Source organism: Qipengyuania sp. SM2507 (genome assembly GCF_053714505.1).
This window is the reverse complement of the sequence record NZ_CM132307.1, coordinates 2,330,942-2,356,898: the sequence shown is the minus strand read 5'-3', so window position 1 is coordinate 2,356,898 and position 25,957 is coordinate 2,330,942. Positions and strand designations below refer to the sequence as shown.

Here is a 25,957-nt window from a genome sequence, read left to right as displayed (position 1 = left end):
CTGATCCTTATGGAATGATGGAGCGGGACTGCATCCCGCGCGACCAGTCGAGTGCGGCGGCCATCGACGGGGACATCGAGGCTGCGAGCATGTTCTCGATCATCGCCGTCTTCTCGATGATCTGCATGATCGCCGAGACCCGCGCCTGGCCGGTCGCCTGCCGCTGGGCGAGACTGGACCTCACTTCGGCAACTTGGGCGCGCCAGATTGCGAGCTTGGCTTCATCAGCCGCGATGAAACTCGCCATCGACCGGCTGGCCTCGGCTGTAATGCGTTCTAGGATCGCATAGAGGAGGTCGATGCTGGCGATCTCGGCGAGCGTGTCGCGATCGTCAGTGGGCATGCCGCGCCCGTAGGCTGCCTGCACGGTCAGGATCTTGTAGAGCGGCACCGATGCCACCTGGAGCAGTTCCTTTTCCTCGTCGCCAATCGCGGTGTCGCTGCGGATGGCCTCCACCATACTGCCAATCAGGCGCGCGACGCGCGGCCGGATGGCTTTTGCGCTCGTCAGGCTCATCTGCTGAAAGGTGGGATTGAGGCATTGGTCGGGCTCATCGCACTGGAACACCCGCACCGACTGGCCCAGCGTTCCGTCGAGCAATGCCGTCACCAGCGTCGAAGAGGCATCGCCTGCAAAAGGTACGAACTTGCCCGGCTCATCGTCGCTCGGCGGCACATAGATCACCGTGCCGATGAGCGTCATCGCATATTCGGCGAGGTCACGGTCGAAGGTGCCGCCGGGGTTGAAGAAGGCACTCTGCTTGAGAACATGCCAGGTGTAATTTCGTGGGATCCCCGGATTGACATCGGCGTAGTCGGCTCCCGCGCTTTCGTTGGTTGAGCTGCGCTGTCCGCGCGTGCCGCATCCATGCTTGGCAGCGGCGTAGTCGGTGAAGATACCTTCGGAATTGCCGATTGCTTCGCAGATCGCCTTGTCGGCCAGATCGCCCTTGGGCCAGACGCCGCCGACCAGCCCCTGCGCCATCTCACAGGAGTTGATTGAGAGATTGTTCATCAGCTGCGCTTTCTGGCTGAACTCCTGCATGATCTTGTTGCACTCAGGGCAGACGGTATCGATCGCCAGGCTGAAGGCGAACCCGACCGCGTTGTTGGCGACCGCTTTCAGCAGCGCGACCATCTCGCTTGCATTGATGAACGAAAAGGACCCGGCGAAGATGTCGATCCCGCCGCAGCCTGCCCGTGCTCTCGGGAGTTGCAGATTGGCGATGTTGGTCGTCTTCTGTGGGAAGCGCGTCCAGACATTGCCGAGACTGTAATAGCCCGCCGACTGGCCTTCGAAGGCGGTCGGGCCTGTGACATTCGCCGCTGCGCCCATGTCGTCCATGAAGCGGTCCATGCTGTCGCCAACATTGGCTGAGGCTGGGGCGGTTAGCGGACTTGCGACCATGCTTGCTGCGGCAAGAGCCAGCGCCGTGTTTCGAATTCTAGTAATCATCGCCAGCTTCCTTTGCCGTGAGGAGGTAGATGCGGTCCTGGAGTTCGTCGGCCGAGAGCACGCCGTAACCGATCGGGATCGGGCGCTTCGCGACGCTGTCCCACAGCACCAGCGCCGGGGTGATCCCGGGCTCGAGGCCCATGCGGGGGCGCTGGCCGCTTTCGACTTTGTAATCGGGGAAATGCCGCGACGGCCCGCCGTCGGTGGAGATCGCCCGCACCGTGAGGTGCCAGCGGTCCGCCACCGATTTGACGATCGGGCTCATGACCTCGCAGGCGCCGCAGGTCTGGGCGAAGAAATAGAACAGGCCGTAGCGCTCGGAGAGCCTTGCCATCACCGCGTCGCGGTCGGCAGCACGGGCGTCCTGCCATTGCTTTTTGGCAAGCGCGCCGACCGGGCGTTCGAGCGTGTAGTCGAGTTCGGGATCCTGCCAGATCGCGCGCTGCCAGACATCGGAGAACAGGGATGCCCGGTCGAGCTGTGCCCGCTGGAAACGGATGTACGCGGTGACGTTTTCCGGTGTCGGATAGAGAATGGCGCGGGCCTTCAGCTCGCGCAGTTCTCCGGTGATCGCGTCGAGCTGCTGCGTTGCCGCAACCTCTTCTGCAGTCTCAGCCGCGTCCGGCTCGGCTGCCGGCACCGGCTTTACGCAATAGAACCAGTAGCCGAGCCGGCGCTGCTCGCAATAGAGACTGTCAGCCGAAGCAGCCTCATCTGCCGTTTGGGTTTGCTGTGCGAATGCCGGGCTGGGAGCCAGAGCAGCAAGCCATAATGTCAGGACGGCTATCAATTGGCGGCAAGTCATTGGCCACTCCTTGCATAGTAGTCTTCGATCTTTTGCTGGATGAGAATGCTGGTCTCGAGCTCGTCGGGCAGCCGCGCCGCCTCGGTGAATTCGGCATAGACTTCGCTGAAATCCATCTGGCTCAGATCAAGCTGTGCGAACTCGTCGAGAGTGAAGCCCTCGCATTGCTCTTCCTTGGGCTTGTCCCACGGCTTGGGCAGCTGGCGGCGGCCCTGCTCCTGGAGAATGCGCGCCAGCTTGGACTCAAAGCAGCAATAGGCTTTGCGCTTGGTCAGGCAGACGCCGAGGAACTTGTCCGAGCAGTAACTCCCGACATAGGCGCACAGGCCTTGCGCATCGCGCTCGTGGAGCAGCACTTCCTCACGGTCGCAGCCGAGCGCGACCAGCAGGCTGATCCCGGGGATCAGCGGAAAGCCCTTACCCTTGCAGCAATTGAGCACGCCAAAGACCTTGGAGGAGCAGGTGTTGCGTGTGCCCCGGAACAGCGTCAGCGTCTCAGGGTCGAACGCTCCTCGCGCTTCGTCCATTGCATGAAGCGCGGTGATCGCATCCTTGAACTCGTCATTCGCGTTGCGCTCAATCGTCTCGCAGGAGCCGTCAATGCAGTAGACATCGCCGTCGCAGACATATTGGGTTGCTTCGGTATCGCCTGCCGGAAGCGGGCATTCGTAAATTCGCTCCCAGGTCTCACATGGCGTGCTGTCAGTAAGGCATTCCTCGCGCAGGAAGCGGCAAGCTCCGTGGTCTTCGATCTCAACGCAATCGCTCGCAGGTGTTCGCGCGGTGCAGCTATAGCTTCGCTGCCAAGCCCAGCAGGGCCGCGTTACCGATACGCCGTCGATAATCCGTGTTTGCGGAGAGCTGTCAGTGCAGATCTCGGTATCGAGCGTGCAGTCACTGTTGTCCGACAGGCCGAGGCATTGGCTTTCGTCCGGCACCGTATCGACGGTGCGGTCTGTGGTTACCGCATATGCCGTATACCGGGGATCGGGCGCATTGCAGGAAATCTCGGCGATCGGATCGCCAGGCTCAGAGCAGAAGCGATTGGGTCCGCTACCATACCACTGGAGACACGGGCCTGGTCGGTACCCGGTAATCTGGCATGACGCGCTGTCGAAGGCAGAACACCATGGGAAGCCGAAACTCGCTCCAGTGTCGTTGCACAGATAGTGCCATTGCTGGTTCTGGGTCACGTTTGCAATGAGCGGAACCGTGCACTGCGCTGCCGACTGCTCAATGCGGGTGCCGGTGTTGCAGGTGGCGGTGTAAGTCCCCGCGCTCGCCGATCCGGGTGGTAGCGGGACGCAGGCTCCCTTGCTGCCGGTGACCGTCATGCCGCTGGTGTATTCGAGCGGGGTCTCGTTGATCGCGAGACTTCGCGCGATAACCTCCTCGATTTCAGCGCTGTCAAAACGGGCACGGTTGGCAATGCTGTCGCGCATGGCCTGATATCCCTGGTGGCTGGTTGCAGCAGTCGCCGCATTGCTTTCGATCCTGTCGGGATCATCGTTGAGCGCCTCGAGGCCGCGCACCGCGTTACGGTCATAATTGGGAAGGTCCGCCGCGTCGGGCTGGGTTTGCGCGGCTCGCTGCGCGCCATCGCGCAGACTTTCCCCGAACGTCTTGCCGTCCGCCCTTGCGTCCTGCTGCTGCGCTGCCACGGGCGCTGCGAGGAGGCTGGCGGCGAATGCCGCTGCCCTAAGCAATGGGAAGTGCTTCATCGCCGGTCTCCTTGCAGGCGGTTCATGTGAAGGCGGGCGAGCTCCGCGCCTGGCCCTTGGCCCGAAGCGAAAGTCTCGAGGACTTCTCCAACGCTGATATTGCCCGCGATGCGGTCGTGCGGCGGCACGTTGCTGGTGCAGTCGAACCCGTCGCACGGCGCGAAGTCGGTGCTGAGCATGACGAAGCTCGGCGCGGCTTCGATCTGGAAGGCGCGAAACAGTCGGGGATCGATGCCGAGCGATCCAGCCTCATTACTGTCGCTCCAGATCGCAGCGAGTCGCTTCTTGAAGGCTTCGCTTTTCCCTTGCGGAAAGCCGCGCAGCACGGTGACGCCGCCGGCCCGCGTCATGTCATGGACAAGCGCCTTCAATGCCGCTGGCGGCATCGACAGGCTGGCAAAGGCGATAAAGCGCGGGCTTGCCCCGAGCGATGCCTTCTCGGCTGCCGCCTGGCCCGCGATCATCGCGTCGAAGTCGAGGACGGCGTCCGTCTCGGTGACTGTGATACTATCCGCATAGGACGCGCGGTTGGCCTGCGCCTGGACCTGGACGCCTTGCGCATCCTCGGTCAGGGCTTCGGCGCGTTCGCGGACATTGGTCGCGAGCGCTTGCGCCTCTTCGGTATGCTGGGCTGCACGCTCGCGAATCTTGTCGAGGTCGATGCCGTCAGGATCGCTCTGGGCCAGCGCCAGGCCGCCCAGCGAGAGTGTGAGGCCAACGGGTAAAAAGATGAGAAGCTTGTTCATAGTGCGCAGCAATTCCTCTTGCGCCAGACGAGGTATCCCATGTCCTCGCCGATGGAGGGGATGACTTGTCCGGGTTCCTGAAGCGTGGTGGATGTGCCGATCGGCGGGCAGGCGTAGCGTCCGCTCGTCGCCGGATTGGGATTGGTGGCCTGGAAGCGGTATTGCTGCTTGCGCATGACCGGCATCAGATATTTGCCGCACAGGCCCTTGGAGCCCATCGTTCCCCAGGAGACCAGTTCGCGGTGGAGCTTGTAGGTGAAGCGCGAAAGCACGAGCCGCGAGGCCTGAACATGCCCGATCGACGCCGAGACATTGCCGTTCATTGGGTACATCGAACCCTGGCAGCCCGCGCACCAGAACATCTCGTCGATCGGCAGATTCGCGGTCGAGGCTGCGCAATCGGCGGCACAGGCGGCGAGCGCCAGCGGGTTGGCGAACAGCACCGCCTCGGGGTTGATAATCGCGGTGAGTTCGCTGTCCTGCCACAGCGGATCGATTTCGGAGATGTAGAGAATGTCGATCGAACCTGCTTCGAGGCACAGGAAATCGGCGACGATCTCCATCCAGTAAATCAGCGGATAGGCGTACCAGTGGACGTGCCAGCTCGAATAATACTGGCTTGCACCGCCCACTGCCGAAGGGCCCGAGATCGAGCGGAAGCCGATATCGAAGCCGGGATCGAGTTTCGTGCCGCCAAGGTTGACGAAGCACCACGGTTTCATGCTGACATCGGCAAGCCGGACCGGCTCCCAGAACCCCATGGCGATGCCGGGCCTGATACCGCACAGACATAACGGCAGGTCGGGATTGTCGGGATCGGGCCGGCTAGACGGCCAGATATCCAGCCCGCCGATCGAAATCGGGAACAAACACGACCAGCAGATGTCGGTGATCGGGTTGACGAAGCTGCCGGTGCATTTGCCGGGGCCGTCATCGGCGATGGCGGGCGTCGCGGTCGCAAGACTGAGTACGGCAACCAGCATAAGAGCGAGTTTGCGAAAGAGTTTCATCGCACCGTTCTCCTTCTGGACGGCAATGCGATTTCGCTGATTTCGAGCAGCCGGTTGTTCTGACGCACGCGCGCCGGCACTGACCTGATCCCGAACTTTGCCGTGAGCTTGCCGCCCTGGTCGAAATAGAAGCGGCGCTGGCGGGCCTTCATGAGTTCGAGCGGCGCCCCTCTCACCAGGATCAGCTTGGCATTGGTATCCTGCGTCAGCGCCCAGGCAAGCTGGTCGGGATCATCGCCGTCGAGAAACAGGAGATCGCCGCGCAATTGGACGCTGTCGAGCGGATTGACCTTTGTGCCGGCGGCATGGATCAACTCGCCTTTCGCGCCCCTGATATCGGCAGCCAGCGTGATCGTCGGATCGAAACTCCAGCGCCGCGCTTCGCTAGCCCGGACAATTCCGGTGACCGGATCCGGCCGGTTCACCCGGGCGATCGTGCGGCGCTTCAGCTCTCCGTTGAGGCGCGCAGTCTCGCCCGATTGTTCCATCTGCATAAGGCGGGAATGAATCTGTTCGAGCAGGTCGCGTTCGATCACCGGAAAGACCGTGCCGCGCTGGCCATAGTCTCGGGCGAGTGCCTGCGCCGGGCAAAGCAGGGCTGCAAGCAGGATCGATGGGGCCAGGAGCTTTCTCACAGGATTGCCCTCCCGCTGCCGAGGATCTGGCCGCGGCAGATGAAACCGATTTCGGCGTATCGGCTGTCCAGTCCGCGCGGATGGTCGGTCCCGGTGTAGAAACAGCCTTCGGGGATCGGACCCTCAGGGCCTTTGTGAAGTTTGATGCCAAGGCGGGTTTCATCGAGCCGGATGGCGATCTTGCGGCCATTGATGAAGACCTCGTGGCCGCGGTGGCTCACGACATCGCCGGGCACGCCCAGAACCCGCTTGCCGAAGAGCTGGCGCCCTGTGCCAAAATGGACTTCGACGAGTTCGCTCGCCGGCGGTTCGAAGAAGATCAGGCTGCCGCGCTCGATGCGCGCATGCTTGTCGAGCCAGAAGGCCCAGTTGGGCAGGCTCGGGCTGGCATTGATCAGGAAGGCGTGATCTTTAGCAAAGGCATGGACGGCGCTCCACCCTAAGGGAAGCAGCACCAACGCAGTGAGGACGATCGGGCGTTTGAGTGTCTGGATGATGCGCTTGGAAAAGCTTTTCATGGCGCTTCTCCTTGTTCAAGCTGGCTGGCGATCCGCGTGCGGAGTTCATCGGTCGCGTCGGGCGCGCCGCCTGCAAGCACCGCTTCACCGACCAGCACCACGCGGCCATTGCTTCCCATATCTGTCACTGCGCGTTCGGAGGCCTTGAGGAAGGCGAGCACGCGCGCCTGGCTGGTCTCGGGATCGCGGGTTTCGCGCGCTTCGGCATCGACGAAAGCGGCAATGGTCTCGGCAAGCCTGACCGTGACGATTTCCTGGCGGGGCTCGGTCAGCTCGCGGCTAACCCATGCTGCCCAGAGCAGCGCGGCAGCGATGGCCAGTACGGCGGCAATCTTCAGCAGCAGCGGCTGATTAAAAGATTGTAATCTGCTCGTGTCAGTCACGGAGCGGCTCCTTGTTGGGATGGGTCTCAAGTTCGACCGCGAGCCGCTGGAGGAAGCGCGGCATGCGAAACAGCGTCACCGCGCCAGCTGTGATCAGGAAGCAGATCTTGAGGTCATGGCTGAACAGGCTGCGGCGCAGTCCTTCGGCCTCGAGATAGCGGTCCGACAGGTTGCCGAGCTGGCTGAAAAGCGCGTGCAAATCCCAGCCTGCGACAAACAGGAACAGCGCGAGCGGCAGGCCAAGCGCGATGAGAAGCGAAGTCGCGGCGAAGCGCGTCGTCTCGATCAGGATGAAACACGTTCCCTGCAAGAAGGGCAGGAATGCTTTGAGATTTACCGGTTCGATCCTGTCGGCAAGATGCGAGCTCATCATTGCGCGTCTCCCGCAACGATCCGGATCGCATCGGCGAGGCTGTGCCCGCGCCGCTCGCATTCCTGGATCGCGGCATAGGTGTCGGGATCGGAGGAATAGATCGTCGCCGAAAACGGATCGAGCACGAGACGTCCGACCGCTTCGGTCTCGGGTCCCTTGATAAAGATCTCGCTGTACTCGGTGCCCGAGCGCTTGAGGCTGCGGATCAGCGTCTCGGTCCGATCGTCCATGTCGAGCCGTGCTTGGCTGCGGAAATCGGCGATGGTCTCGGCCTTCTGCTGTAGCACCAGCATCCAGTCGCTGTTCTCGAGCGCTGCGCGCGCGCCATCGGACTTGTAGTAATCGTTGAGCGACTGGGTGGCAGTCGCGAGAGCGCCGCCATATTTGCGCGCGGTGCGGGCGTAGGTCTCAACGAACTCGCCCATCGAGCCGCCTTTGAGCATCGCCCAGGCCTCGTCGATCAGCAGCAGCTTCTTGGTGGCACGCGAGCTGCGCGTCATGGCCTGTCCGGTCATGAACATGATTGCCGAGAGAACCACGCTTCGCAGTTCTTCACGGCTTGCAAGGTCGCTCATCTCGAAGACGGTGAAATCGTCATCGAGCGCAAAGCTGGCCTTGCCGGAGAAGAACCCGCCGTAGCTGCCGCCGCGGCAGAACGGCGCGATCGCGGTCGCAAGATCGCGCCCCGCTTCACTTTCCGAGCTTTGCAGCGCATGCGCGACATCATCGACCGATGCGCCGCTGCCAAGCGCTTCCCAGGTTGCGGTCACCGCCTGGTCGATAAGGCCGCGCTCGGTATCGCTTGGCGCAGAGCTGGGCCGGGCCATCTGGCCGACCATGGCCTTGATCATCGCGAAACAGTCGAGCCGGTAGTCCTCGTTCTCATGAGCGCGGACATCATCGACCATCGAGAAGGGATTGAGCGAAAAGCCCGAAGCAAGCGTGAACTCGACGAAGCGGCCGCCCTGGAGCTTCACCGAATGCTCGAAGCTGCGCCCATCATCGATCACCACGACCTTTGCGCCGGCGCCGCGAAGGGCTGCGCAGAGTTCCTGCAGCAGCACCGATTTACCCGAGCCTGATTTGCCGCAGATCGCGATATTGTGGTTGCCCGCGTCGTTCTCGAAGGGCGACCACCAGAAAGGCTGACCGCGCCGACCGACAAGCAGCAAGTGCGGGATGGCCCCGCCAAGATACTCGCCCTGCATCGGGGCGATATGCGCCGCCGTGGTCGAGAGCATGGTCTTCAGGCGTTTGAGGCGCGCCATGTCGTCAGCAAGCCCGTCGGCAAGGCTGAGCGGAAATGCTGCGACGAGGCCCTGGAGCTGGAGAAAACGCTCGTCGGCGAGATCCCAGCCTGCCGCCTTGTAAATCGCCTTGATCACCCGCTCATGCGCATCGCCCTGGCCGAGCGGCGAGATGCTGGTGAGGCCATAGAATAGTTTGACGAGCTTCTTGCCCGCCTGAAGCTCGCCTTGGACATGGCGCCACTCGGCCGACTGCTCGGCAAGCTTGGGCAGGAAACTTGCGCTCTTGGTCTGGCTGAGGCTGGTTGTGCGCATGAATTTGAAGCCTGCTCGCGCCGAGGCTGCTTCCTGGTCGGGATAGACGAGGCACAGCATGGTCGCGGTGGGACAGGGAAAACGCAGCTTGTCGGCAAACATGTCGCCGATAAGCCGCGCGCATTCCCAGGGGGCCCAGCGTTCTGGGGTCGAGCGCACGGCATAATGGCGCATGTCGAAATGATCGGGGTAGCATTCGCCAACTTCGGGATGGCCGTGCGCGTCGCGCCCGGTCTCGCGGAACCGTTCGGTTCGCAGGATCATACGATCATCATTGACCTCGAGTTCGATGTCGCGGCGGATCGCCTGAGCCTGGAGCGTATCGTGCGGGTTCCAGGCATGGACATCCGGCTCGTGGGCGGTAGTCGGCGACGTCAGCTCGTCGATCAGCGCCAGCAGCCCGTTCGGGCGCAGTTCCTGTGCCTGCAGCCCGAGCGAATGAAGCATGCCCATCAGGCCTTCGCGGCATTCGGACAGCTCGGCATCGGTCACGCTGCCGGGAACCGGCACGCCGAGCGAGACGATCACCCGGACATTGCGGGCATGGAAGGGCGCATGCGCCGAGCCCGAATTCCAGACGAGGTCATACAGGCGCTTTGTCCGGGCCCTGGCGATGGCCTCGTAGATCCCGCCCTGCTCGTAGCGCGGGGCGAACCAGGGGGCGACGACATTGCCTATCCGCGGGGATGCGAAGTTCAGAACCTGGAGGCAAACACCCTGCGGCAGCCCTTCGGAGAAGAACTGCCCGAGGATCTCGCCGGTCTGTTCGTCAGCCCCGATCAGCGGGGTGACTTCGAGGACGAAGCCTTTCGAGCGCGCATTTCGGTAGAGCTTCGCGCCCTCGTCATAGACCCGGTAAGGGAGCCAGTCCGAGAGCATATCGAGCCCGAAATGCGCCCGCTCCTTTTCAGGTCGCGCCGTATCGGCAAAAAGCCTGCGCGATAGCGCATCGCGTGCTGCGGCCAAGGATAGCGTCACTGGCTGTCTCCTTCGTGCATGTCAGGGTGGGGGACCGGCTCGCGGGGAGGGGAAAACGAGCCAGGTCCCCCGGGTTCCGGCGCGTCTGCGCCGGGCATCGCCGGAACGGGCTGCGAGGGGATAAACAGCTGTTCCGGCAATCTTTGTGTCGTGTGGTGCTCTGTCGGGCATGAATCAGGTGCGGGGTTGTCCTCGCGAGTTGCGGCGATGCTTGCGCCCAGCGAGCGAAGAACGTCCCGGCGTCCTTGCGGTGCGCGCCAGCCTGTTCCCGCAGGCTCAGGCAAAGTGAGGTGCACGACCCGCGCTTCGTGCTCGCGGCCCGCTTCATCGCGGTAGGCTGCGAGGACGACCTGCAGGCGGCGAACCGCTTCGCCAGTCGTCGGCAGGGGGCGATGTGCGTACCCGACTTCGGTCCGGTCGATGCCGGTTGCCCCGGCATCGATGGCGGAGGTTGGCGCGCAGGTTCCATCGGGAGCGCGGCAGGCAAAACTGCCTTTCACATTGCTCCCGAGGCTGGTGCATCCGCTCGCCATCACGAGCGGCGCAGCCAGCAGGAGGGCGCGCAGGATCGGGAGCCGGCTCATTGCGCGCTTCCCTTCGCGCCGGATACGAAGCGTCGAATTGTCGCGGCATCGCGGTAGCCATGGAGCACTGCCCCATCGCGGGCGCGCACAATCACCGGCGTCCCGTTAAAACCGTTAGCCTTGGCAAAGGCCTCGTTGGCATCGAGCGCCTTAGCTTGCTCACAGGTCTTGGCACTCGCCGGAGCCTGCCCGGCATAGGCAGCATGCAGAGCCTTGACCGGATTCTTCGCGCACAGCACGGCTTCGGAAGTCTTGCGGCTCGCTGCGCCGAAGATCGAAATCGGTCGCTCTTCGACATGGACCTTTGCCTTGGCGAGTTCGCCCGCCAGGCGCTGGCAGTAGCCGCATTGAAAGTCCGAGAAGACCACGAGCTTTTCGCCCTTGGGATTGCCCCAGTGGATCGCACCGGCTGCCGGAAGGGTGGAGAGATCGACGTTAGCCGCGGCCGTCTGGGCCGGAGGTTTGTCGCCGCCAGGTTGCGTCTCGCCTCCGGCGCGCGGTGCACCAGCGGCAAGCAGGTCGGGATTCAATTCGAGAAGCCGAGCCGCGGTCACGTCGCGCCGCTCTTCCATGTCGTAGAGCCGGCCGACGAACAGGTAGCGCGCGGTCTCATCGATGTAGAACAGCGTGTCGCCCGAAACGACTTCGCACCATGGTCCGAGCTTGTCGCAGCTGATCGCATCGATCGGGGTCTTGGGCAGCCGCAGCTTCAGCGCCTGCGCGACATCGCTTGCCAGCGCGGAAGCCGATGCGGGCATGGCCGTTACAGCCGAGACACCGAGTGTGAGCACGGCAGCGGCACCTGAGCAAGCAAGGGCGAAGTGGGCGGCACGGGTCTTCAGGCCCGGCCGGTGGTCATTGTAGTTCATTTGGAGGAGCTCCTGACATGGACGCCGTCGAGAAAGACGATCTCGACCTCGATGCCGGTCGGCATCTCGACGACTGGTTGATATTGTTCTGCGCGTTCAATGAGGTAGCGGCTGACCGTGTCGGCGGCTTCGCCAGCACCCTGGCCGAAGCCGCCGGCAAGAATGTCGGTTGGCGAGAGCGCTTCGCGCTGGCCGTCGCTGCCCACTTGCCCAGTAAAAATGCCGTTGGCGTTGGCGGAAAATCCGCGTCCGAAGCCGCCGACAATCCCGGCGAGCAGCGCCTGGCTGACAAGGCTCCCTTCACGGCTGACAACGCGGCCGCGCACCCCGGACTTGCCGGCAAAGGAGATGAACCCCTTGACCTCGCTGACCGCGAAACGCCCGCCGGGCTGCGCGCAGGTCATGCGCACCAGCTTGACGTAGACCTTCTCGGACGAGAGATCGCCGCGCGCTGCGCCGTTGACGAGGCAGCCGGTGATGTCGGTGGTCAGCAGCTTGTTGCCGCGCATGACCGAGCGGGCCGGGCCGGTGATCCTGAGGACCACGGGCAGCGGATCACTCTGGCTTGCAACGCCCGTCGATGCATCGACTCCGACAATGACCGTTGCCGGCGCATAGCTGTTGGGCGGCAAATACTCGCGGCTCGCTTCGAGCAGCAATGCAGGCGCTGTCTCAGCTACTCGCGGCTTGCCGTCTTTGCCTGTCTCGGCACCGAAACTCATCAGGCTGAGCTGTCCGCCCGGTCCGTCTGATCCGGCTTGCGGCGGCTGGATTGCTGCGCCTGTTCCGACGCCGGGCCCATAGGCAGGTGGCGGAGCAACGGGCATGGGCTCTGCAGAAACTCTTGCCGGGTCGCTTAGCTGCGAGCGCAGTGCGGCGTTTTCGGAAGAAATCGCGTCGATCGCCGCCTGGCCGTCTGAGCGCATCTGCGCATTCTCGCTGCGCAGCGCTTCCAGTTCCTCTTCGACTTGCGCGGTTGGCAGCTGGGCTTGTTCCAGGTCCTTGATCGCGCGGCCTTGCGCGTCGAGGCGGTTGCCGTAGCTTGCGACGAACTCGCGCTGCGAGAGGTTGCGATTGACGAGGCCGCCGGTGTCGATCGTTGCCGCGCCGTTTGCATCCACTCCGGCGTCGTCGCCATCGCCGCTGAAGATGAACATGCCGCCGCCGATGAGCGCGATGGCCCCGATCCCGGCGAGCAGCAGCTTCTGGCGCTGCGCGATCTGGGAATTGAGGTTACGCCGCCCGCTCTCGCGGGCTTGCGGAGACCCCGGCATGGGCTTTGTTTCGGTCTTCTGCGGTTGTGTTGGTGCCTCGGCCATCAGTCGAGCCCTCCCTTTGCAAAGACAAGGAAGGCGTTGGTCGCTTCGCCGGGCGCGAGCGCGTCGCGGCCATAGGCAAAGGCGAGCGCGCCTGCGGGCGTTTCGCGCTCGGCAGCCAGCGCAAGGTTTTCCTGGCCGAGGTTGCGGATGAGGAAACGCTGCCCGGTAAGCGCGTCGCCTTGGTATTCAGCGACAAGCTGGACTTCGATCCCGCCGGTACGGCGCGGAGGAGACAGCTCGGCGCGCGCGGTAAAGCCGGGCAGGACGGCATCGGTTGCCATTGCCTCGATCAAGTGGATCGCGGTGTCTTCCGGGCCGGTTTCGGTCTCCCATTCTGCCGCCTCGCTCTTTGCCAGTGCGGGGTTGGTGATGAAAAGCTGGGTCGCTTCCTCGCCGCCCAGGCGGCAGGCGAACCGGTAAACGTAGCCCGCTTTACTGGTAGCAAAGAAGCTGACGCGCGCCGCCGCGAATTGCGGAGGCACGGAGATATAGATGTCCCCGCGCACCGGCTCGTGCGTCACCTGGAAGTCGTTGTAGGGAAAGCCGCTCGCGATCTTCGAGACATTGGCAAAGCCGTCATCGATAAGCGCGATCCGGGTGAGTTCACCGCGCGCCAGCTCGCAATCGATGGTCGCGTTGTCGGCAGCCTCGACGAACTGGTCGGCATGCGCCGGGACCGGCGCAAGCGCAAAAGCAAGCACGGCAAGCCCGGTGAGCTTCAATCCGGGATCGGGGCGGCGGTTTGCGCCGATCACGAAACAGGCAAGACCCGTTCCCGCGATTGCGGCAGCAAGTGGGGATGAGAAAAGGCTCATTGGTCCATGTCCTCTTTGTCGGTGGGAAGTTGCTCGAAGCCGGAGAGTGCGAGGCTGAGCCCGCGCTTCGACCAGCGGAAACGGAAAGCGCGGCGCTGGCTCGCGATCACCTGCGCGCCGACAAAGGTCTTGAGCGTGCCGGTGACGGTCGATGTCAGGGCTTTGGGATCGACATGGATTTCGGCGATCACGAAGGCCTGGGAGATGTCCGAGCCGCGCTGCTCCTCGACGATTTGGACGAGCTCGGCCTTGAGCGCGCCGTGCGCGGCGGGATCAGCAAGCTTCAGGATGTTGGCCATCCAGTAGTCGAGGCTTTCGGGTGCCCGGTTGAGCAGCATCAGCGCCGTGTCGCGGGTAACAAGCTCGAGATAGGGCGCGTCGAGCCCGCCGCTTGAGACGGTGATCCGCTCGGCAGTGATTGGGACGAGCACGACCTTTTCGTCGCTGGTTGCGGCAAAGCTAAGGCTGGCCAGCGTGGTCAGGCCCAGAACGCCAGCCAGCACGGCGAAGCGGTTGCGTTGCCGCAGGAAACCCTGCGCCTGTTCATGTGCGAATTCTGCGTGCATGGATCGTGCTCCCTCAGCCCGCCAACAGGCGGCAGTGGGAGGGCGGCGTGGCTTTCAGCCCCAGGAAACTCCCGGGCAGGTACCAGTACGCAGCATGCACCAGTGCCGAACCGGCACCGCGAGCCTTTGCCTTCCGCAAGGCAAACCAGGTTCCGGCGGCCAGGCCGATACCGATGAAGATGTGCTGCGCGAGAATGCCCCAGGCGAAGGGAATGAGAATCCCTGCAAACTCGTCGATGGTCCAGAAGCCGATAAGCTCCGGATCGTCGAGCCGCCGTGGAACAAGGTACCTGTCGGCCATGATGCCGCCCTCCTGTTGTGACCGGGTCAGGGTTCAGATGACCGCGGTCACGACCGAGGTGACGATCGGCACGCCGGTGCCGACGCCGATCCCGACGCCCACCGGCACGGCGATCTGGCCGAGCGAAAAGCGCCCCGAGGCAAGCCCGATCAGGCCAGCAGCAAGGCTGAGCACGGTGATGATTTTGCCGCCCGAGCCTTCGAGGAAGTCGGTGAACTGGTTCAGCGCAGGATCGAAGGTGGTGTCTGCGCCGGCAAAAGCGGCGCCGGCACATGCCAGCGCGACGCAGGCTGGAAGGATATAATCGCGGCCCGGGATGCGGCTTTGGGTGCGGCGCTGGACCGGAAGGGCAGTCTTGGTGGTCATGGGTGGAAACTCCGAAAGGATTGAACATCAGCCAGCGATGCGTTCGCTGTATGTTCTTTCCTCTCTCCGGAGCTGGCCTGTAGGAAATCAGGAAATGCGTTTCGGTCCGATCGACCAAGCAAAAACCGACATTGGAAAGGCTTCGGACCGGTATTTGCGCGGTCTGACTGCTTGGCAGCGCCAACTCAGCCCGGTTCTGCGCGGAGCCTGCTGGATAACGCGCCGAGGCGACCGCTATCTGCGCGAATCACCGGAGGATTCTGATTCGCAGCTTCCTTTATGTTCCTCAATTGTTCTTTTCGTTTTCCTACAGGTTTCCTTTCGGGATAGCCGGTGAGTCATCACCACTATGCGAAAGGAATCGTCGATGACTGACATGGCGCTTTTTGCCGAACAACAGGTTCGCGCCGATCTTGCCCGGCTGTTATTCGCCGCTGTCGAAGCCAGCGGCCGCGCACGCTGCGACATCGCACGCGACGCGCAGATCCATAGAGATGCCCTTCGAAGGGTTCTTCTTGGCGAGCGTTCGGCAAGTCTTGGAGAAGCCTTGCGGATTCTTGCTGCGAGCGGCGTCGCACCGCATGCTCACTTGCTGCTGTTCCTAGTCAGCGGCGGCGATCACGCGATTGACTGGCTGCAATCTGACCTCGCACTGTTCTATGAGGATTTCTCTGGTGAGCTTCCATTTGCGCTTGAACGTGTTCTCGGCAACCAGGTGCACGATGTGAAGCCACGCTGGGCGAAGGGCACCGCACACCGTGTCGCTCGACTTCTATCCGATCACATCGATGAACTCGAACGCAAGGACGCCTTGCTCGGTGATGTCTTCGCCGATGCCGAAGGAGGCCCTCGTGGGTGAGGAGGTCGAAAAAGGAGCGACCGCGCCTCGCCGGGTCACGCGGCTTATCCGCTTGCCAGAGGTTCAGCACCGGGTCGGGCTAGGCCGTTCGACGATCTATCGCTGGATGGCCGACGGGAAGTTTCCGAAGCCGATACATCTTGGGGGCTACTCAGTAGCCTGGGCTGAGAATGACATCGATGAATGGATTGCAGGTATAATGGAGTGACTAAAAGAGGGCCGGTTGCGGACCGTCGGCTTTAAAGTAATCTGCTCAAAAAGTAGGCCTATAAAGAGGCGGACAGCTTTTTTGGTCAACAACCTTCCCACCGAACAAGCAATTCGCCATTCATGATGAGCGTTCCAGAACCACCACCGTGAAACATTTCTTTTCAATCGCTGTCCTCACGTTTCTGCTGATCAGCTCACCGGCTCAGGCGACCGGGGGTTTGGCGTGTAGGACTGCGGGAGATGAGCCCATTATAGTATCCCTTGGCTTCGGACATGTGCCGAGCGCCGGATTGTTCCTGGCGCGGCTTGTCGAGGGGCGCAAAGAGATCGCTGTAACTGCAACGCAGTGGTGGTTGAGCGCGTCTGAGCTGCGGCTTGCGCTGGTATCGCCAGATGCAATCACTGAAGAATTGATCCTGATCGCCAGCTGGAACGAAGCGAGCCACACCTATGACGGCTCCGTGTGGCGCGCTGGTCGCCAGCGCTGGGTTCGTTGCCGCGAAGCGTGAGTGTGCAGCCGTCGCTACGCCAATTAGATCACGCTCAGCCTTTATTTATCCAAGGTTCATAGAACCTTATTTATGTTACCTTGTAACATGGAGGGGTGGTTATGATCCGGTTTAGTATCTTAGCATCTATGCTCCTCGCAGCATGTTCCGCACCCGGCGATGCCTCGCCTACAAAAACCTCGAACTCTTATGAGACCGTTCTTGAGGCTCCGCCTTACACGCCCATTACTCGGCTGGGGCCTGAACCCTACACGCCCACGGTCCATGATCGACGCTGGCAGTTTGCCGACAGGCTGGAGCATCAGCACCTGCCAATGCTGCGCCGTCTCAAGGCGGGTGAAATCGGCAATTTCGGCGGGATCGAATGGCGCTGGGCGGATGGACCACAGAGTGGCGGATTGGGGACTGTCACCGGCATCGTCTACTTCGTAAACAAGCCGACATCGTCGCTCCGGCGCTACACAGATAACACGCTGTTCCAACCGGCTAGGGGCGATTTCGCGCGCACCGATCAGGACCGCGTCGCGCGGGATTGGGCAGAGCGCATTGGCCAAGATATTGCCTCTCCCGGCTTCGGTAACATGGACGCCCCCTGGCTCGATATCAGGATCTCGCGCAACGCGTTCGAAGCAATGCGGGACGAGCGCGGCTGGGATGTTCCGACCAATCTTATACTGAAGGTCAGTCATTGGGCAGAGCCTGATTTGCCTGCTGTGCCAGATAGTTTGAAGGCGTCGATCAGATACCTGCCTGCAGAAACGGTGCTGGCAGGACCAACACCCGACATCGCGACCTATGATGCGATCGTGCTGCGTGATGGTTGCTTCTTTATTGATGAGGACGGGGAAGACGATCCGCTCGCCATGTTCCCGCTCGGTATCGGCATTTATCGCGACGATGAAGGACATCTGGCGTTCCGCTCACGCCATTCCGGCCAGACGACCCGCCTTGCCCGGGTCGGCTCGCGAATGCAGCTCGGGTCTCGCAGCGAAGTATCCGATCCGCCGGACGCACTGATTGCTGCATGCGGGCAGCACCGCGTTGTCACGGTCAATTCGCTCAATCAGGCTGCGGGCTATGGCGGGGTGTGGCACGCTGTGAAGGAAAATGCCGCGCGCGACGGTTTGAATGAAGCCGAGGCGATGGCTCAGGCAAATGCTTGCCTGCTGGAGCAAGAGAAGCTGCTGGCAGATAATCGGTTGCGCGGCGGCAACGCGGAGCTGACGTGGTGCGAAATGATCATGCATATTCCGCCAACGCCGCCCACACTTCCGGGCACAGGATGATGCGCCACAGGCTTGCAGTTTCTTTTGTGCTGATGCTCTCTGGCTGTGTCGCTCATGGTGGAGGCGGCAATCCCATAAACATCGCGCGACCCGCATTTGGAGGGGAGGCCGGCTTCTACGGTTCCATCGAACTTCAGCGAGGTTGCATTGTCACGGGCGGCGACCGGCCAGCGACTGTGCTGTTCGACCCCGGCGTGAAGCTGAGCGAGGACCGAACCCGTATCATCGACCCTCGCGCGCAAGGGAGTGTCCGGCTGGATGTCCCAATACAAGGCGGCGCAGCGCTTTTGCGTGAGAACGGCAAAGGGTGGCCGATTGCCGACATCGAGAGTTTCTTTGGAGTTACCATCCCGGCTGGATGTCCGACAAAAGATGTGATGCGGCTGCATGGCATGAAGGAACAGTAAATATGTCCATGACTGGGGCAAAGAGAAGAAGCATGTTGACTATGGCCGCTGCAATGCTCGCCGGATGTTCGGCCAGTAGCGGCGGCGTATCATCACAAGGCGATAGCCCGCCGTTCCACGCGGGTTTTAGCGCGGCAGGCTATGCCACTATTCGCAGCGCGCCGCCTGCGCCATTCACTCCTGCTGAGCCAGTTGAACCGCAACCGCCGACTGCTGAGGAGATCGCCGCGGGCAAGCAGTTCCAGCGCGTTGCCGACTTCCAGAACAGTGTAATGGACGAAGTCTCTGCTTTGCAGGACCGATTGCGCCGGGCCGAACGCGGCAATTTTGTGTCGGTCTATTACGAAAACGAAGGCGATCCGTCGGTCGTATTTCAGTTCCTGCGCGCTGGTCCAGCAACTTTGCGCAAATACACGCAACGTCCACGGTTTTTCGGCAAAACTGTGCGCTGGTCGATGGAACAGATGATGGCCGACGCTGACTGGATGTGGGCGACGTTCGGGGATGACCGGGTCATACAGTCGAGCGGAATTGGAGCCAGTCAGGTCGATGCCTACATCAGTGTTTCCGAAGCGGATTTCCGCGCGCTGGTTAAGCGCAAGGGTGTGACCATTCCGGAATCGGTCACGTTGCATTTCAACACTGCGCCGGTGGTTCCCATCAACAATCCTCCGCGACCGGCGATTGAAGATGACGCCGTGCCAAGCATCGCTGCACCGCATATCCGCATATTTCCGCGCGCAGATCGTCCGCAGGGCTCTGTAAATCTTATTGAGAGCCGGGTGTTGATTACACTGGAGGATGGCTGCTTTCGCGCGCCGGACCGTGACAATGCATTGGTGCTATTCCCGCTAGGCGCACAGCTGTTTGTTGACTCTGACAACTATTTGGCTTTCGGCAGCGATGGCTGGCCCGGATATGCGCGGGTGGGTGAGGCAGTGACGTTTACCGGATCTGTCAATGAGGTCAGCACACCGGAGTTGGTCGGGCCGATCCACGCTGCTTGCGGCAGCAGCACCGTGATTGCCGTTGGCGGAACGGCTAGCGCAGCTGCAAGCAGCGCGCAGGACGCCGTATCATCTCGGGCCAGCACCGTGCGTTCGCTGCGCAGTTCCTATGGGATCGATGCAGATCAGGCCGAACGTGCTGTTGTCTGGCTGGAAAGGCGACAGGCAGCACAGCCCGTCCAGCGAGACGAAAATGGGATCGCCCTGCCGCCACTGCCTGTAGGAGCATATCTTAATAGCCCGCCGCGTCCTGTGATGGACGCAGCCGAATGTCCGCCCGGCAGCAGCCCGCAGCAGTTTATCTGCCGCACGCCCGAAGGCTGGATGCGACCGCTACCGGATTGGCTCAAAGAATTTTTGGAGCAGGATCGATGAAAGTCCGCTTTCCGTATGCGGCGGTTACGGTCGCCCTTGGTTGTTTTGTCAGCTGCTCGCCGGAAAGTGAGAGTTCCGCCGTCGCACCACCTTTCGAGTTCGACACCTACCCAGCAATAACAGGCGAAGTTCCGGTCTTGGAAGGTGCGGGCGGGATTCTTGACTATGCAGACGGATGTTTGTTTGTCCGCGATTATGAGGGCGGCGCCACCGGGGTCATCATGCCGGACAGCTTTGGGTTCGACGGTCAAATACTTACCGACGGAGAGACAACTTTTTACGTAGGACGACATGCCGGATTTTCCGGGCAACTGATTGCGAGAAGCGAAGTCAGCGACACTTCGTGCAAAACGCTGCATTTGGTTAAGGCGCAGAATGTTTTCGCCCCTCTTCCGCCTCCAGATAACTCTGCCGAGCTTGATAACAAGGATTTTTCACGATGATGCGCAAGGTAGCTTTGATCTGCGTTTTCGCAGCTTCCACACCGCTTGCAAGCTGCGCGACTCTGCCGACCGATGGTGCCACATCGACCGGCGAAGCCAGCGCAATCCCGTATGTGATCACCGCCGGGCAGGCCAGGATTGCCGCGCGGCTATATCCAAAGCTGGCGGCAAGCGCTGAGCCCAACGACAATCTGTTCATCTCGCCCTTGTCTTTGAGTGAGGGGATCGGCCTAGCTCTGCCGGGTGCGCGCGGAGAAACCGAGACAGAGCTGCGCGGCTTGCTTGGCTGGGATGCAGCGACCCGCCTCGGAACCTCGGTGCGCGATTACAATCGCTTCCTTACCGACACTGGCGACAAGAAGGTCGCACTTTCGGTTGCGAACGCGATGTGGCTGTCCGACGAACTGGACTTTCAGCCTGAATATCTGCGCGCGGCAAGTGAAGGGTTTGGGGCAACCGCTCAGGCTGTCGATTTCGGGGGCGATCCGCATGGTTCGGCGGACACCATCAATGGCTGGGTGAGCGAGCAGACGCGCGAGCGGATCACAAAAATTGTCGAAGCAAGCGGCTTCAACGACTTGACCGCCGCCGTGTTGACCAATGCGGTATGGTTCAAGGCCGACTGGACCGTGCCATTCGAAGATGGGACGACCGGCGAGTTCACCCGCGGAGACGGCTCTAAGGTGCCGATCTACATGATGGAACGTCTCGGATCGATGCAATATCGCGAGACCCGCGACGGGCAGTCGGTCGCACTGCCCTATGGGGACGGGCGCTTCGTTATGGAAGTGTTTCTCCCCAAGGATATAAGCACGCTTCGCCGCTGGGAGAGCGATATTGATCGCCTCGCGTTTTGCAGCGGCTTTCAGGGCTGCGAAGCCGATTTCGATCTCCAGTCAGGTGAGCGTCAGAACATTCTCCTGCGATTGCCCCGGTTCGAGGCGCGTTTTGACGCCAGCGTAAGAGATGCCCTGATCGCGGCAGGAATTCCGTGTGCGTTCACCGAAACCTGTGCTGACTTTTCAGGGATGTCGAACGCCCCGCTCGCAATCGATGATGTGGTCCACGCCACATTCCTGCGCGTAGACGAGAAAGGCACCGAGGCGGCGGCTGTGACAGCAGTGAAGATCGTTGTGACGGGATCACGCATGATACCCGACGTGCCACAAATGATCGTGGATCGGCCGTTTCTTCTGACAATTCGCGACCGATTCAGCGGCGCTCTGATTTTCTTTGGCCGGATTGCCGATCCGACCCCCGTGGAGCAATCGCAATGAAATCCAAATACCTCACCGCCAGCCTGTTGTCCCTCGCCTTTGCGCAGCCCGCGCTGGCACAGGACGAGAAGCCGCTGTCGCAAACCTGCCCCAATCTAACCGCCGAGGAAATCGACGGGATCGAGAACTTCACAGGTGAGTTTGGTGAGACTGCCATATATGCCCGCTCCTACTGTGTCAGCGTGGAAGAAGCGCACAGGCGTATCGAAATCCAGCTGCGCGGCTCGACGGGCCCGCGCACCGAACCCGGCCCGCCGCCTCCGCCCGGCGCGGCTGATGACTCTATTGGTAATTTGCAAATGGTGCTCCGCGAACAGGAGCCGGATACCTTTGCCGGGCTCTGGATCCAGCACGAGCCTGCTTACGGGGTGGCGGTTGCCTTCACTCGAGACGCGGCGGTAACGCTTGCGAAATACACCAGCGATCCGTTGTTTTTTCCTGTAGAGAGGGCAGGGCCTTCCCAGATTGAGCTTCGCGATACGCAGGATCGCATCGTGAATGACCTGATACGACTAGGCATTGATTGGTATGGTGCGGGCGCTAACGAAACTAAAGGCACTGTCGAGATCAGCCTGGGCCAAAGCGCCGACCCTATTCGCGCAGCGGCTGCTCGCGGCGAGATCGACTTGCCCGACTATGTGATCTTCAACGAGCCAAACCCTTTTCCAATTGCTGCGCCGCCAATTCCCGCAGGCGATACGAGGGTGCGCAGCTTCCCGCAATTTGCCAATCGCACCGATGGCGGAATTAGCACCTTGGTGCGCGTGCCTGATGTGCCCGCACGGCTGGCGCTGCGCGATGGCTGCCTGTGGCTCGAACCCGAAGACGAGAAGCCCAAGATCGCGATTTGGGAACAGAGCGTGGCGCTTGACCTGAGCCATCCTGACCGTGTTGCGGTGCTGAACCGTTTTTCCGGCGCGAAGGTCTATGCGGATAGCGATGTTGTCTTGATGGGCCTTCAGCCAAACGAAGAGGCGCCGCCAACCAACGCAATCGGCACTGATGGTTGTCCCGGCCCTTACCGCGTGGTGCGCGGGATCGTGCCGCGCGAGTTATGGGATGCGCAGCGCAAGGAAGCCGCATTGTCCGATCGCGAGCGCGAATTGGGCAGCAGAGCGGCGGCGGAAGCCGATTATGCTGCCGACATAGCGCGTTTTGCGGAGCTCCAAGCCTGGCGCGACGGAGTGATGATGGAACGCGGCGATTTAGTGGCGCAAATCTATATCGACGAGGGACAGGCGACCGCTCACGTTTTCCATACCGAGGCAGTGACGCTCGATAGCCTCGCCCCTGCTGATCTGCGCCCATTTGTGACAGGGCAGGAGGTGCCTCAAGGCGCAAATGCGCTCAATGCGGCCCGCGATGATATTTCCGCACAGCTGGCTGCAGCCGAGATCGAGGCGGATGTCAGGATTAGCGAGATTGAGGGTTACGTCGGCGTCAGTCCCCGTGACATTGCCGCGCTGTCCCGCGCAGGAATGGATGGTCGTGTGAAGTTTCCGGAGCTGGTGCGGCTGGAGATGGCAAACCAGTCCGCCGTTTACCAGCAGGACATCCCGATCCGCCGCGATCCGGACGCAATCTGGTATCCGCTAGAGGCGCATCCCGATTTCGCCGCAATCCGGGCACTGGTCGAAGACACACCGATCATGCGGCCCGAACCGCCACGCCCCGGCGAAACCGAAGGCCGCATGGTTGCCAGCAAGCCGTCAAAAGCAGGTTCGCTCCAGCAAACGCATTTCATGATTGCTTACGGCCAGACGCTGGAACGGATCGAGGATCTGCGCCGCGCGGGTTTCGATCCGATCGAGGCGATGGAGGCCATGAACGGGCGGGCGACGGTGGAGAAGCGGGCAGTGCTTGCCACGGATATCGTGATTGCCGAGCCGGTCGGTATCGATATCTTCGACAACGGGCCGGATGGATTTGCCTCTTCCGTGCGCTGGCGGGTAATCGAAACACTATCTGGCACCGAGTTCCCAGGCAGTGAGCTGCGTCAACGGCTCGCATCGGGAGAGCGCGATAATGAAGCAGGCGAGCGCGTCTATGGGCAGGGTGGGGACGAGCCGGTGCTGCTGCCCGGTCTGCCAAACTCGCTTGAACCTGGATCGCGATGGGTGCTGCATCTCAACGATGCGCTTTATCGCCATATGTCCTATGTGCAGGGGGGCGAGGGCGCGGCGCGAACCGAAGGCCGCTGGTTTGTCTCAATCCCCTGGGTGCCGCCATCGCTGATTGACGAAAGCGAAATGGTTCGTCCGGTCAGTATTTATCCCGAGCCGATTGAACTTTCCGAGCTACGCGAGCGATTGTTGCCTATCGCTCGTTCCTTCCGTGTCATTGGACAGGAAGCGAAATGAAGAAATCGCTCATCGCACTCACACTGTGCGCAACTGCGCTTGCTCCTCAGGGCGCCAGTGCCTGTCTCTACACTCAGCCGCCAGAGCCAGTGGGCGCAGCATCGCAAAGCTTTTTTACCGGGAAGATGGCAGCGGCGGCAGTCACGGTCGATATCGCCGTAGCGGGCGAGACCCGCGTAGCCTTTGGCAGCGACCCGAACTGGCGCAACCCGGTGACCACATTTCATGTGATCGAGCGGCTGAAAGGCAATTCGCCTGATCGTTTCTCGCTGTTTGTGGGCGCTTCAGGTCCGGAGCACCGCGATATCGAGGCGCAGCACTGGGTTGATGAGCAAGGGCGGGTGACGCCGTTTCCTTACCCGGTGGAATTCGTGCCGCAGGCGGATGGCAATTACTCCATGACCTCCTGCCATCCAGGCTGGCTCGCAATTCGCCAAGGCGAATCCTACATTGTCTTCCGCGATGCCGATGGTCGGCTGCTTGGTCGCTTTGCTCTGTATGACAACCTAATCACAGCAGCTTTCCCGCTCGTGCAGGCTGGACTGGGCACGCGCGAAGGCTGGCTCGCATGGTCTGGCTTGCTCCAGGCAGAGCCGCCAGCGGCACCCTCATTGTCTGAATTTGCAGCGAACCGCATGGTTGTGCGTTTCCACAATCCCTTGAGTGAACGGGATGCTCGGCGCTGGCTTCGGGATACCGGGCTTGCTCCCTTCGCGGTTCGGCTTGTTAATGGCGAGTTGATCGATGAAACACGGGTTCCTGTCGGGTTTGCGGACTCTGGCCTGATCGAGCGGTCCTTGTCCGACGCGCGGGACGCCGCTGCCTCTGACGCGATCTCAATTCTGGCCGCTAAGATACAAGCCGACATCACTACCGAGACGCTGGACAACGATGCGCTGATCCGTCGGCATGTGTGGCTGGTGGCGCAAGCAGCATCGCGGTTTCGCAACAACACCTCAGAACCACTGATTACGGAGTTGGAGGTAACCGGCACGTCGGCGTCCCTGGCGCAGCTACGTAACAATCCGCGCGGGGTGGATGTGATTGACGGTCCATTGGTGAACGGTACGCTTTATATGGGCCTAACCGGCCTGCCCAGCGATCCCGCGCAGGACGATGCCTATTGGTATGAGACGACTGCCAGCCTGATTGCGCGGCTCTCTGCGGTAGCCGAAGGAACCGCCATCCCGGCTCCGGTCAGGAAGCCGCCGGAGCCCGAGCCGGACCCTTTCGCTTACGGCGACTGCATTCGCTTTGGACGCGAAGAAGCCGCTAGTCTTGCCGATTTGCCAGAGCAAGGCCGGCTTGGCGAAATGAGGCTGTTCGGAAGAGAGAGTGCGGCGACCTGTGCGGCAGAAGATGGCGTTCTGGGGTGTGATCTTGCGCCGGACAGTTCTGTCAGGGTCTCTTGGGCGGGATGGGAAGGCGGATTCAACATCAGCCCGAGAGGCGCGCGGCTGACATTTGACGGACAGGGTCTGCAATGTCCCGGCGGTTGACCCTCGCAGCGCTGCTAGCTGTGGCAGGGTGCGGCGAGCCGACCGATATCACGGTGCCGGAGCCGGAGATCAGATCTTCGTCGGGTATATCGCTGGACGGCATGTCGTTCGTCTTCCCTGTCGGGCTCGAATTAGAAGGAGCCATCGAACCGTGCGATGCGCGGGCGAGCGAATGCCCCTTGGCCGATGACAGCGTCCATCTGGCATGGCGCGCGGGCGATCTGCGCTTTGATTATGTGGTCGATCACTTTGGTGCGGCGCTGCCCGGCAGTGATTGGGGCCAACCGATCACGATCAACGGGAAGCCTGCCTTTCGCAAACAACTGGATGACGGCGCCAAACGGTATTTGATCACCAATCATTACGGTGGAGAGGATAGCGCGGCGGCGGCGATCTGGCAGCAGGAGGAACAGCCGCTGTTCTGGGGCACGTGCCGCAATGACGAAGATTGTGAGGCGGTTCTCCAGACACTCGCCAGCGTCTCTATGCGCAGCGCCGAAAGTGAATGCGCGATAATGTTCCCAAAACCTCCACCAGAATGGGTGCCGCCGCCCGGCTACAGGCCAGGACCTGCACCTTTCCCGACCCCGCAAGCGCCGCGGCCCGATCCGGAAGCTTTGGCGTCACGGCCACCACCCCCTCCTCCGCTTCCGCACGATGCTCAGGCGCTCTGCAAAGACTACATTGATGCAAGCTAAAAATCTGGCTTTCTCCTTTC

29 protein-coding genes are annotated in these 25,957 nt (G+C 61.7%); 12 read left to right on the top strand and 17 right to left on the bottom strand.

Annotation, left to right across the window (positions count from 1 at the left end):
• Nucleotides 1-7 precede the first annotated feature (7 nt).
• Genes ACWIKC_RS11605 through ACWIKC_RS11525 form a run of 17 tightly spaced genes read right to left on the bottom strand, consistent with a single transcriptional unit; the run spans nt 8 to nt 15,007 of the window.
• Entirely contained in the window at nt 8-1,456 is a 1,449-nt protein-coding gene (locus tag ACWIKC_RS11605) for a conjugal transfer protein TraH (RefSeq protein WP_454597657.1), read from the bottom strand.
• Nucleotides 1,446-2,261 carry a conjugal transfer protein TraF gene (locus ACWIKC_RS11600; RefSeq protein WP_454597656.1) on the bottom strand — a complete coding sequence of 272 codons (816 nt, stop codon included), beginning with the start codon at nt 2,259-2,261 and terminating at the stop codon, nt 1,446-1,448. The genes ACWIKC_RS11605 and ACWIKC_RS11600 overlap by 11 nt, the downstream gene beginning before the upstream one ends.
• Entirely contained in the window at nt 2,258-3,982 is a 1,725-nt protein-coding gene (locus ACWIKC_RS11595; protein ID WP_454597655.1) for a conjugal transfer protein TraN, read from the bottom strand. Before ACWIKC_RS11595 ends, ACWIKC_RS11600 begins: the two co-directional genes overlap by 4 nt.
• Nucleotides 3,979-4,728: a type-F conjugative transfer system pilin assembly protein TrbC gene (gene trbC, locus ACWIKC_RS11590; protein WP_454597654.1), complete on the bottom strand. Its 750-nt coding sequence runs from the start codon at nt 4,726-4,728 to the stop codon at nt 3,979-3,981. The genes ACWIKC_RS11595 and trbC overlap by 4 nt, the downstream gene beginning before the upstream one ends.
• Nucleotides 4,725-5,738 (bottom strand): conjugal transfer pilus assembly protein TraU, encoded by a 1,014-nt coding sequence (gene traU, locus ACWIKC_RS11585; RefSeq protein WP_454597653.1) that lies wholly within the window; start codon nt 5,736-5,738, stop codon nt 4,725-4,727. The genes trbC and traU overlap by 4 nt, the downstream gene beginning before the upstream one ends.
• Complete coding sequence (gene traW, locus ACWIKC_RS11580; RefSeq protein ID WP_454597652.1) at nt 5,735-6,373, bottom strand: type-F conjugative transfer system protein TraW; 639 nt, start codon at nt 6,371-6,373, stop codon at nt 5,735-5,737. The genes traU and traW overlap by 4 nt, the downstream gene beginning before the upstream one ends.
• Nucleotides 6,370-6,891, bottom strand: coding sequence for a S26 family signal peptidase (locus ACWIKC_RS11575; protein ID WP_454597651.1), 522 nt, complete (start codon nt 6,889-6,891; stop codon nt 6,370-6,372). Before ACWIKC_RS11575 ends, traW begins: the two co-directional genes overlap by 4 nt.
• Nucleotides 6,888-7,274, bottom strand: a complete 387-nt coding sequence (locus ACWIKC_RS11570; protein ID WP_454597650.1) for a TrbI F-type domain-containing protein — start codon at nt 7,272-7,274, stop codon at nt 6,888-6,890. Before ACWIKC_RS11570 ends, ACWIKC_RS11575 begins: the two co-directional genes overlap by 4 nt.
• Nucleotides 7,267-7,647 carry a hypothetical protein gene (locus ACWIKC_RS11565; RefSeq protein ID WP_454597649.1) on the bottom strand — a complete coding sequence of 127 codons (381 nt, stop codon included), beginning with the start codon at nt 7,645-7,647 and terminating at the stop codon, nt 7,267-7,269. Before ACWIKC_RS11565 ends, ACWIKC_RS11570 begins: the two co-directional genes overlap by 8 nt.
• Nucleotides 7,644-10,187: a type IV secretion system protein TraC gene (gene traC, locus ACWIKC_RS11560; RefSeq protein ID WP_454597648.1), complete on the bottom strand. Its 2,544-nt coding sequence runs from the start codon at nt 10,185-10,187 to the stop codon at nt 7,644-7,646. The genes ACWIKC_RS11565 and traC overlap by 4 nt, the downstream gene beginning before the upstream one ends.
• Nucleotides 10,184-10,771 carry a hypothetical protein gene (locus ACWIKC_RS11555; protein WP_454597647.1) on the bottom strand — a complete coding sequence of 196 codons (588 nt, stop codon included), beginning with the start codon at nt 10,769-10,771 and terminating at the stop codon, nt 10,184-10,186. Before ACWIKC_RS11555 ends, traC begins: the two co-directional genes overlap by 4 nt.
• Nucleotides 10,768-11,640, bottom strand: coding sequence for a DsbC family protein (locus ACWIKC_RS11550; RefSeq protein ID WP_454597646.1), 873 nt, complete (start codon nt 11,638-11,640; stop codon nt 10,768-10,770). The genes ACWIKC_RS11555 and ACWIKC_RS11550 overlap by 4 nt, the downstream gene beginning before the upstream one ends.
• On the bottom strand, nt 11,637-12,914 hold the full coding sequence (locus ACWIKC_RS11545; protein WP_454599490.1) for a TraB/VirB10 family protein: 1,278 nt from the start codon (nt 12,912-12,914) through the stop codon (nt 11,637-11,639). Before ACWIKC_RS11545 ends, ACWIKC_RS11550 begins: the two co-directional genes overlap by 4 nt.
• A 44-nt stretch (nt 12,915-12,958) precedes the next feature.
• Entirely contained in the window at nt 12,959-13,774 is an 816-nt protein-coding gene (locus ACWIKC_RS11540) for a type-F conjugative transfer system secretin TraK (protein WP_454597645.1), read from the bottom strand.
• On the bottom strand, nt 13,771-14,340 hold the full coding sequence (locus ACWIKC_RS11535) for a type IV conjugative transfer system protein TraE (protein WP_454597644.1): 570 nt from the start codon (nt 14,338-14,340) through the stop codon (nt 13,771-13,773). Before ACWIKC_RS11535 ends, ACWIKC_RS11540 begins: the two co-directional genes overlap by 4 nt.
• Before the next feature lie 13 nt (nt 14,341-14,353).
• The gene (traL, locus tag ACWIKC_RS11530; RefSeq protein ID WP_034960277.1) at nt 14,354-14,641 is read right to left on the bottom strand and encodes a type IV conjugative transfer system protein TraL; all 288 of its coding nucleotides are present in this window, start codon (nt 14,639-14,641) and stop codon (nt 14,354-14,356) included.
• Nucleotides 14,642-14,674: 33 nt separating this feature from the next.
• Nucleotides 14,675-15,007 carry a hypothetical protein gene (locus tag ACWIKC_RS11525; RefSeq protein WP_454597643.1) on the bottom strand — a complete coding sequence of 111 codons (333 nt, stop codon included), beginning with the start codon at nt 15,005-15,007 and terminating at the stop codon, nt 14,675-14,677.
• A gap of 37 nt (nt 15,008-15,044) precedes the next feature.
• Between ACWIKC_RS11525 and ACWIKC_RS11520 the strand changes: the two genes are divergently transcribed.
• The 12 genes from ACWIKC_RS11520 to ACWIKC_RS11465 all read left to right on the top strand — a co-directional run bounded on the left by ACWIKC_RS11520 (nt 15,045) and on the right by ACWIKC_RS11465 (nt 25,937).
• Nucleotides 15,045-15,344 carry a hypothetical protein gene (locus tag ACWIKC_RS11520; protein WP_454597642.1) on the top strand — a complete coding sequence of 100 codons (300 nt, stop codon included), beginning with the start codon at nt 15,045-15,047 and terminating at the stop codon, nt 15,342-15,344.
• Between the two features lie 30 nt (nt 15,345-15,374).
• The gene (locus tag ACWIKC_RS11515) at nt 15,375-15,866 is read left to right on the top strand and encodes a hypothetical protein (RefSeq protein ID WP_454597641.1); all 492 of its coding nucleotides are present in this window, start codon (nt 15,375-15,377) and stop codon (nt 15,864-15,866) included.
• The gene (locus ACWIKC_RS11510) at nt 15,796-16,074 is read left to right on the top strand and encodes a helix-turn-helix transcriptional regulator (protein ID WP_454597640.1); all 279 of its coding nucleotides are present in this window, start codon (nt 15,796-15,798) and stop codon (nt 16,072-16,074) included. The genes ACWIKC_RS11515 and ACWIKC_RS11510 overlap by 71 nt, the downstream gene beginning before the upstream one ends.
• Before the next feature lie 148 nt (nt 16,075-16,222).
• On the top strand, nt 16,223-16,585 hold the full coding sequence (locus ACWIKC_RS11505; protein WP_454597639.1) for a hypothetical protein: 363 nt from the start codon (nt 16,223-16,225) through the stop codon (nt 16,583-16,585).
• 314 nt (nt 16,586-16,899) lie between these two features.
• The gene (locus ACWIKC_RS11500; RefSeq protein WP_454597638.1) at nt 16,900-17,871 is read left to right on the top strand and encodes a hypothetical protein; all 972 of its coding nucleotides are present in this window, start codon (nt 16,900-16,902) and stop codon (nt 17,869-17,871) included.
• Complete coding sequence (locus ACWIKC_RS11495; protein ID WP_454597637.1) at nt 17,868-18,278, top strand: hypothetical protein; 411 nt, start codon at nt 17,868-17,870, stop codon at nt 18,276-18,278. Before ACWIKC_RS11500 ends, ACWIKC_RS11495 begins: the two co-directional genes overlap by 4 nt.
• 2 nt (nt 18,279-18,280) lie before the next feature.
• Nucleotides 18,281-19,660 carry a hypothetical protein gene (locus tag ACWIKC_RS11490; RefSeq protein ID WP_454597636.1) on the top strand — a complete coding sequence of 460 codons (1,380 nt, stop codon included), beginning with the start codon at nt 18,281-18,283 and terminating at the stop codon, nt 19,658-19,660.
• On the top strand, nt 19,657-20,103 hold the full coding sequence (locus tag ACWIKC_RS11485) for a hypothetical protein (protein WP_454597635.1): 447 nt from the start codon (nt 19,657-19,659) through the stop codon (nt 20,101-20,103). The genes ACWIKC_RS11490 and ACWIKC_RS11485 overlap by 4 nt, the downstream gene beginning before the upstream one ends.
• Nucleotides 20,100-21,380, top strand: a complete 1,281-nt coding sequence (locus tag ACWIKC_RS11480; protein WP_454597634.1) for a serpin family protein — start codon at nt 20,100-20,102, stop codon at nt 21,378-21,380. The genes ACWIKC_RS11485 and ACWIKC_RS11480 overlap by 4 nt, the downstream gene beginning before the upstream one ends.
• Nucleotides 21,377-23,740 (top strand): hypothetical protein, encoded by a 2,364-nt coding sequence (locus ACWIKC_RS11475; protein WP_454597633.1) that lies wholly within the window; start codon nt 21,377-21,379, stop codon nt 23,738-23,740. Before ACWIKC_RS11480 ends, ACWIKC_RS11475 begins: the two co-directional genes overlap by 4 nt.
• The gene (locus ACWIKC_RS11470; protein ID WP_454597632.1) at nt 23,737-25,239 is read left to right on the top strand and encodes a hypothetical protein; all 1,503 of its coding nucleotides are present in this window, start codon (nt 23,737-23,739) and stop codon (nt 25,237-25,239) included. The genes ACWIKC_RS11475 and ACWIKC_RS11470 overlap by 4 nt, the downstream gene beginning before the upstream one ends.
• On the top strand, nt 25,236-25,937 hold the full coding sequence (locus ACWIKC_RS11465; protein ID WP_454597631.1) for a hypothetical protein: 702 nt from the start codon (nt 25,236-25,238) through the stop codon (nt 25,935-25,937). The genes ACWIKC_RS11470 and ACWIKC_RS11465 overlap by 4 nt, the downstream gene beginning before the upstream one ends.
• Nucleotides 25,938-25,957 lie beyond the last annotated feature (20 nt).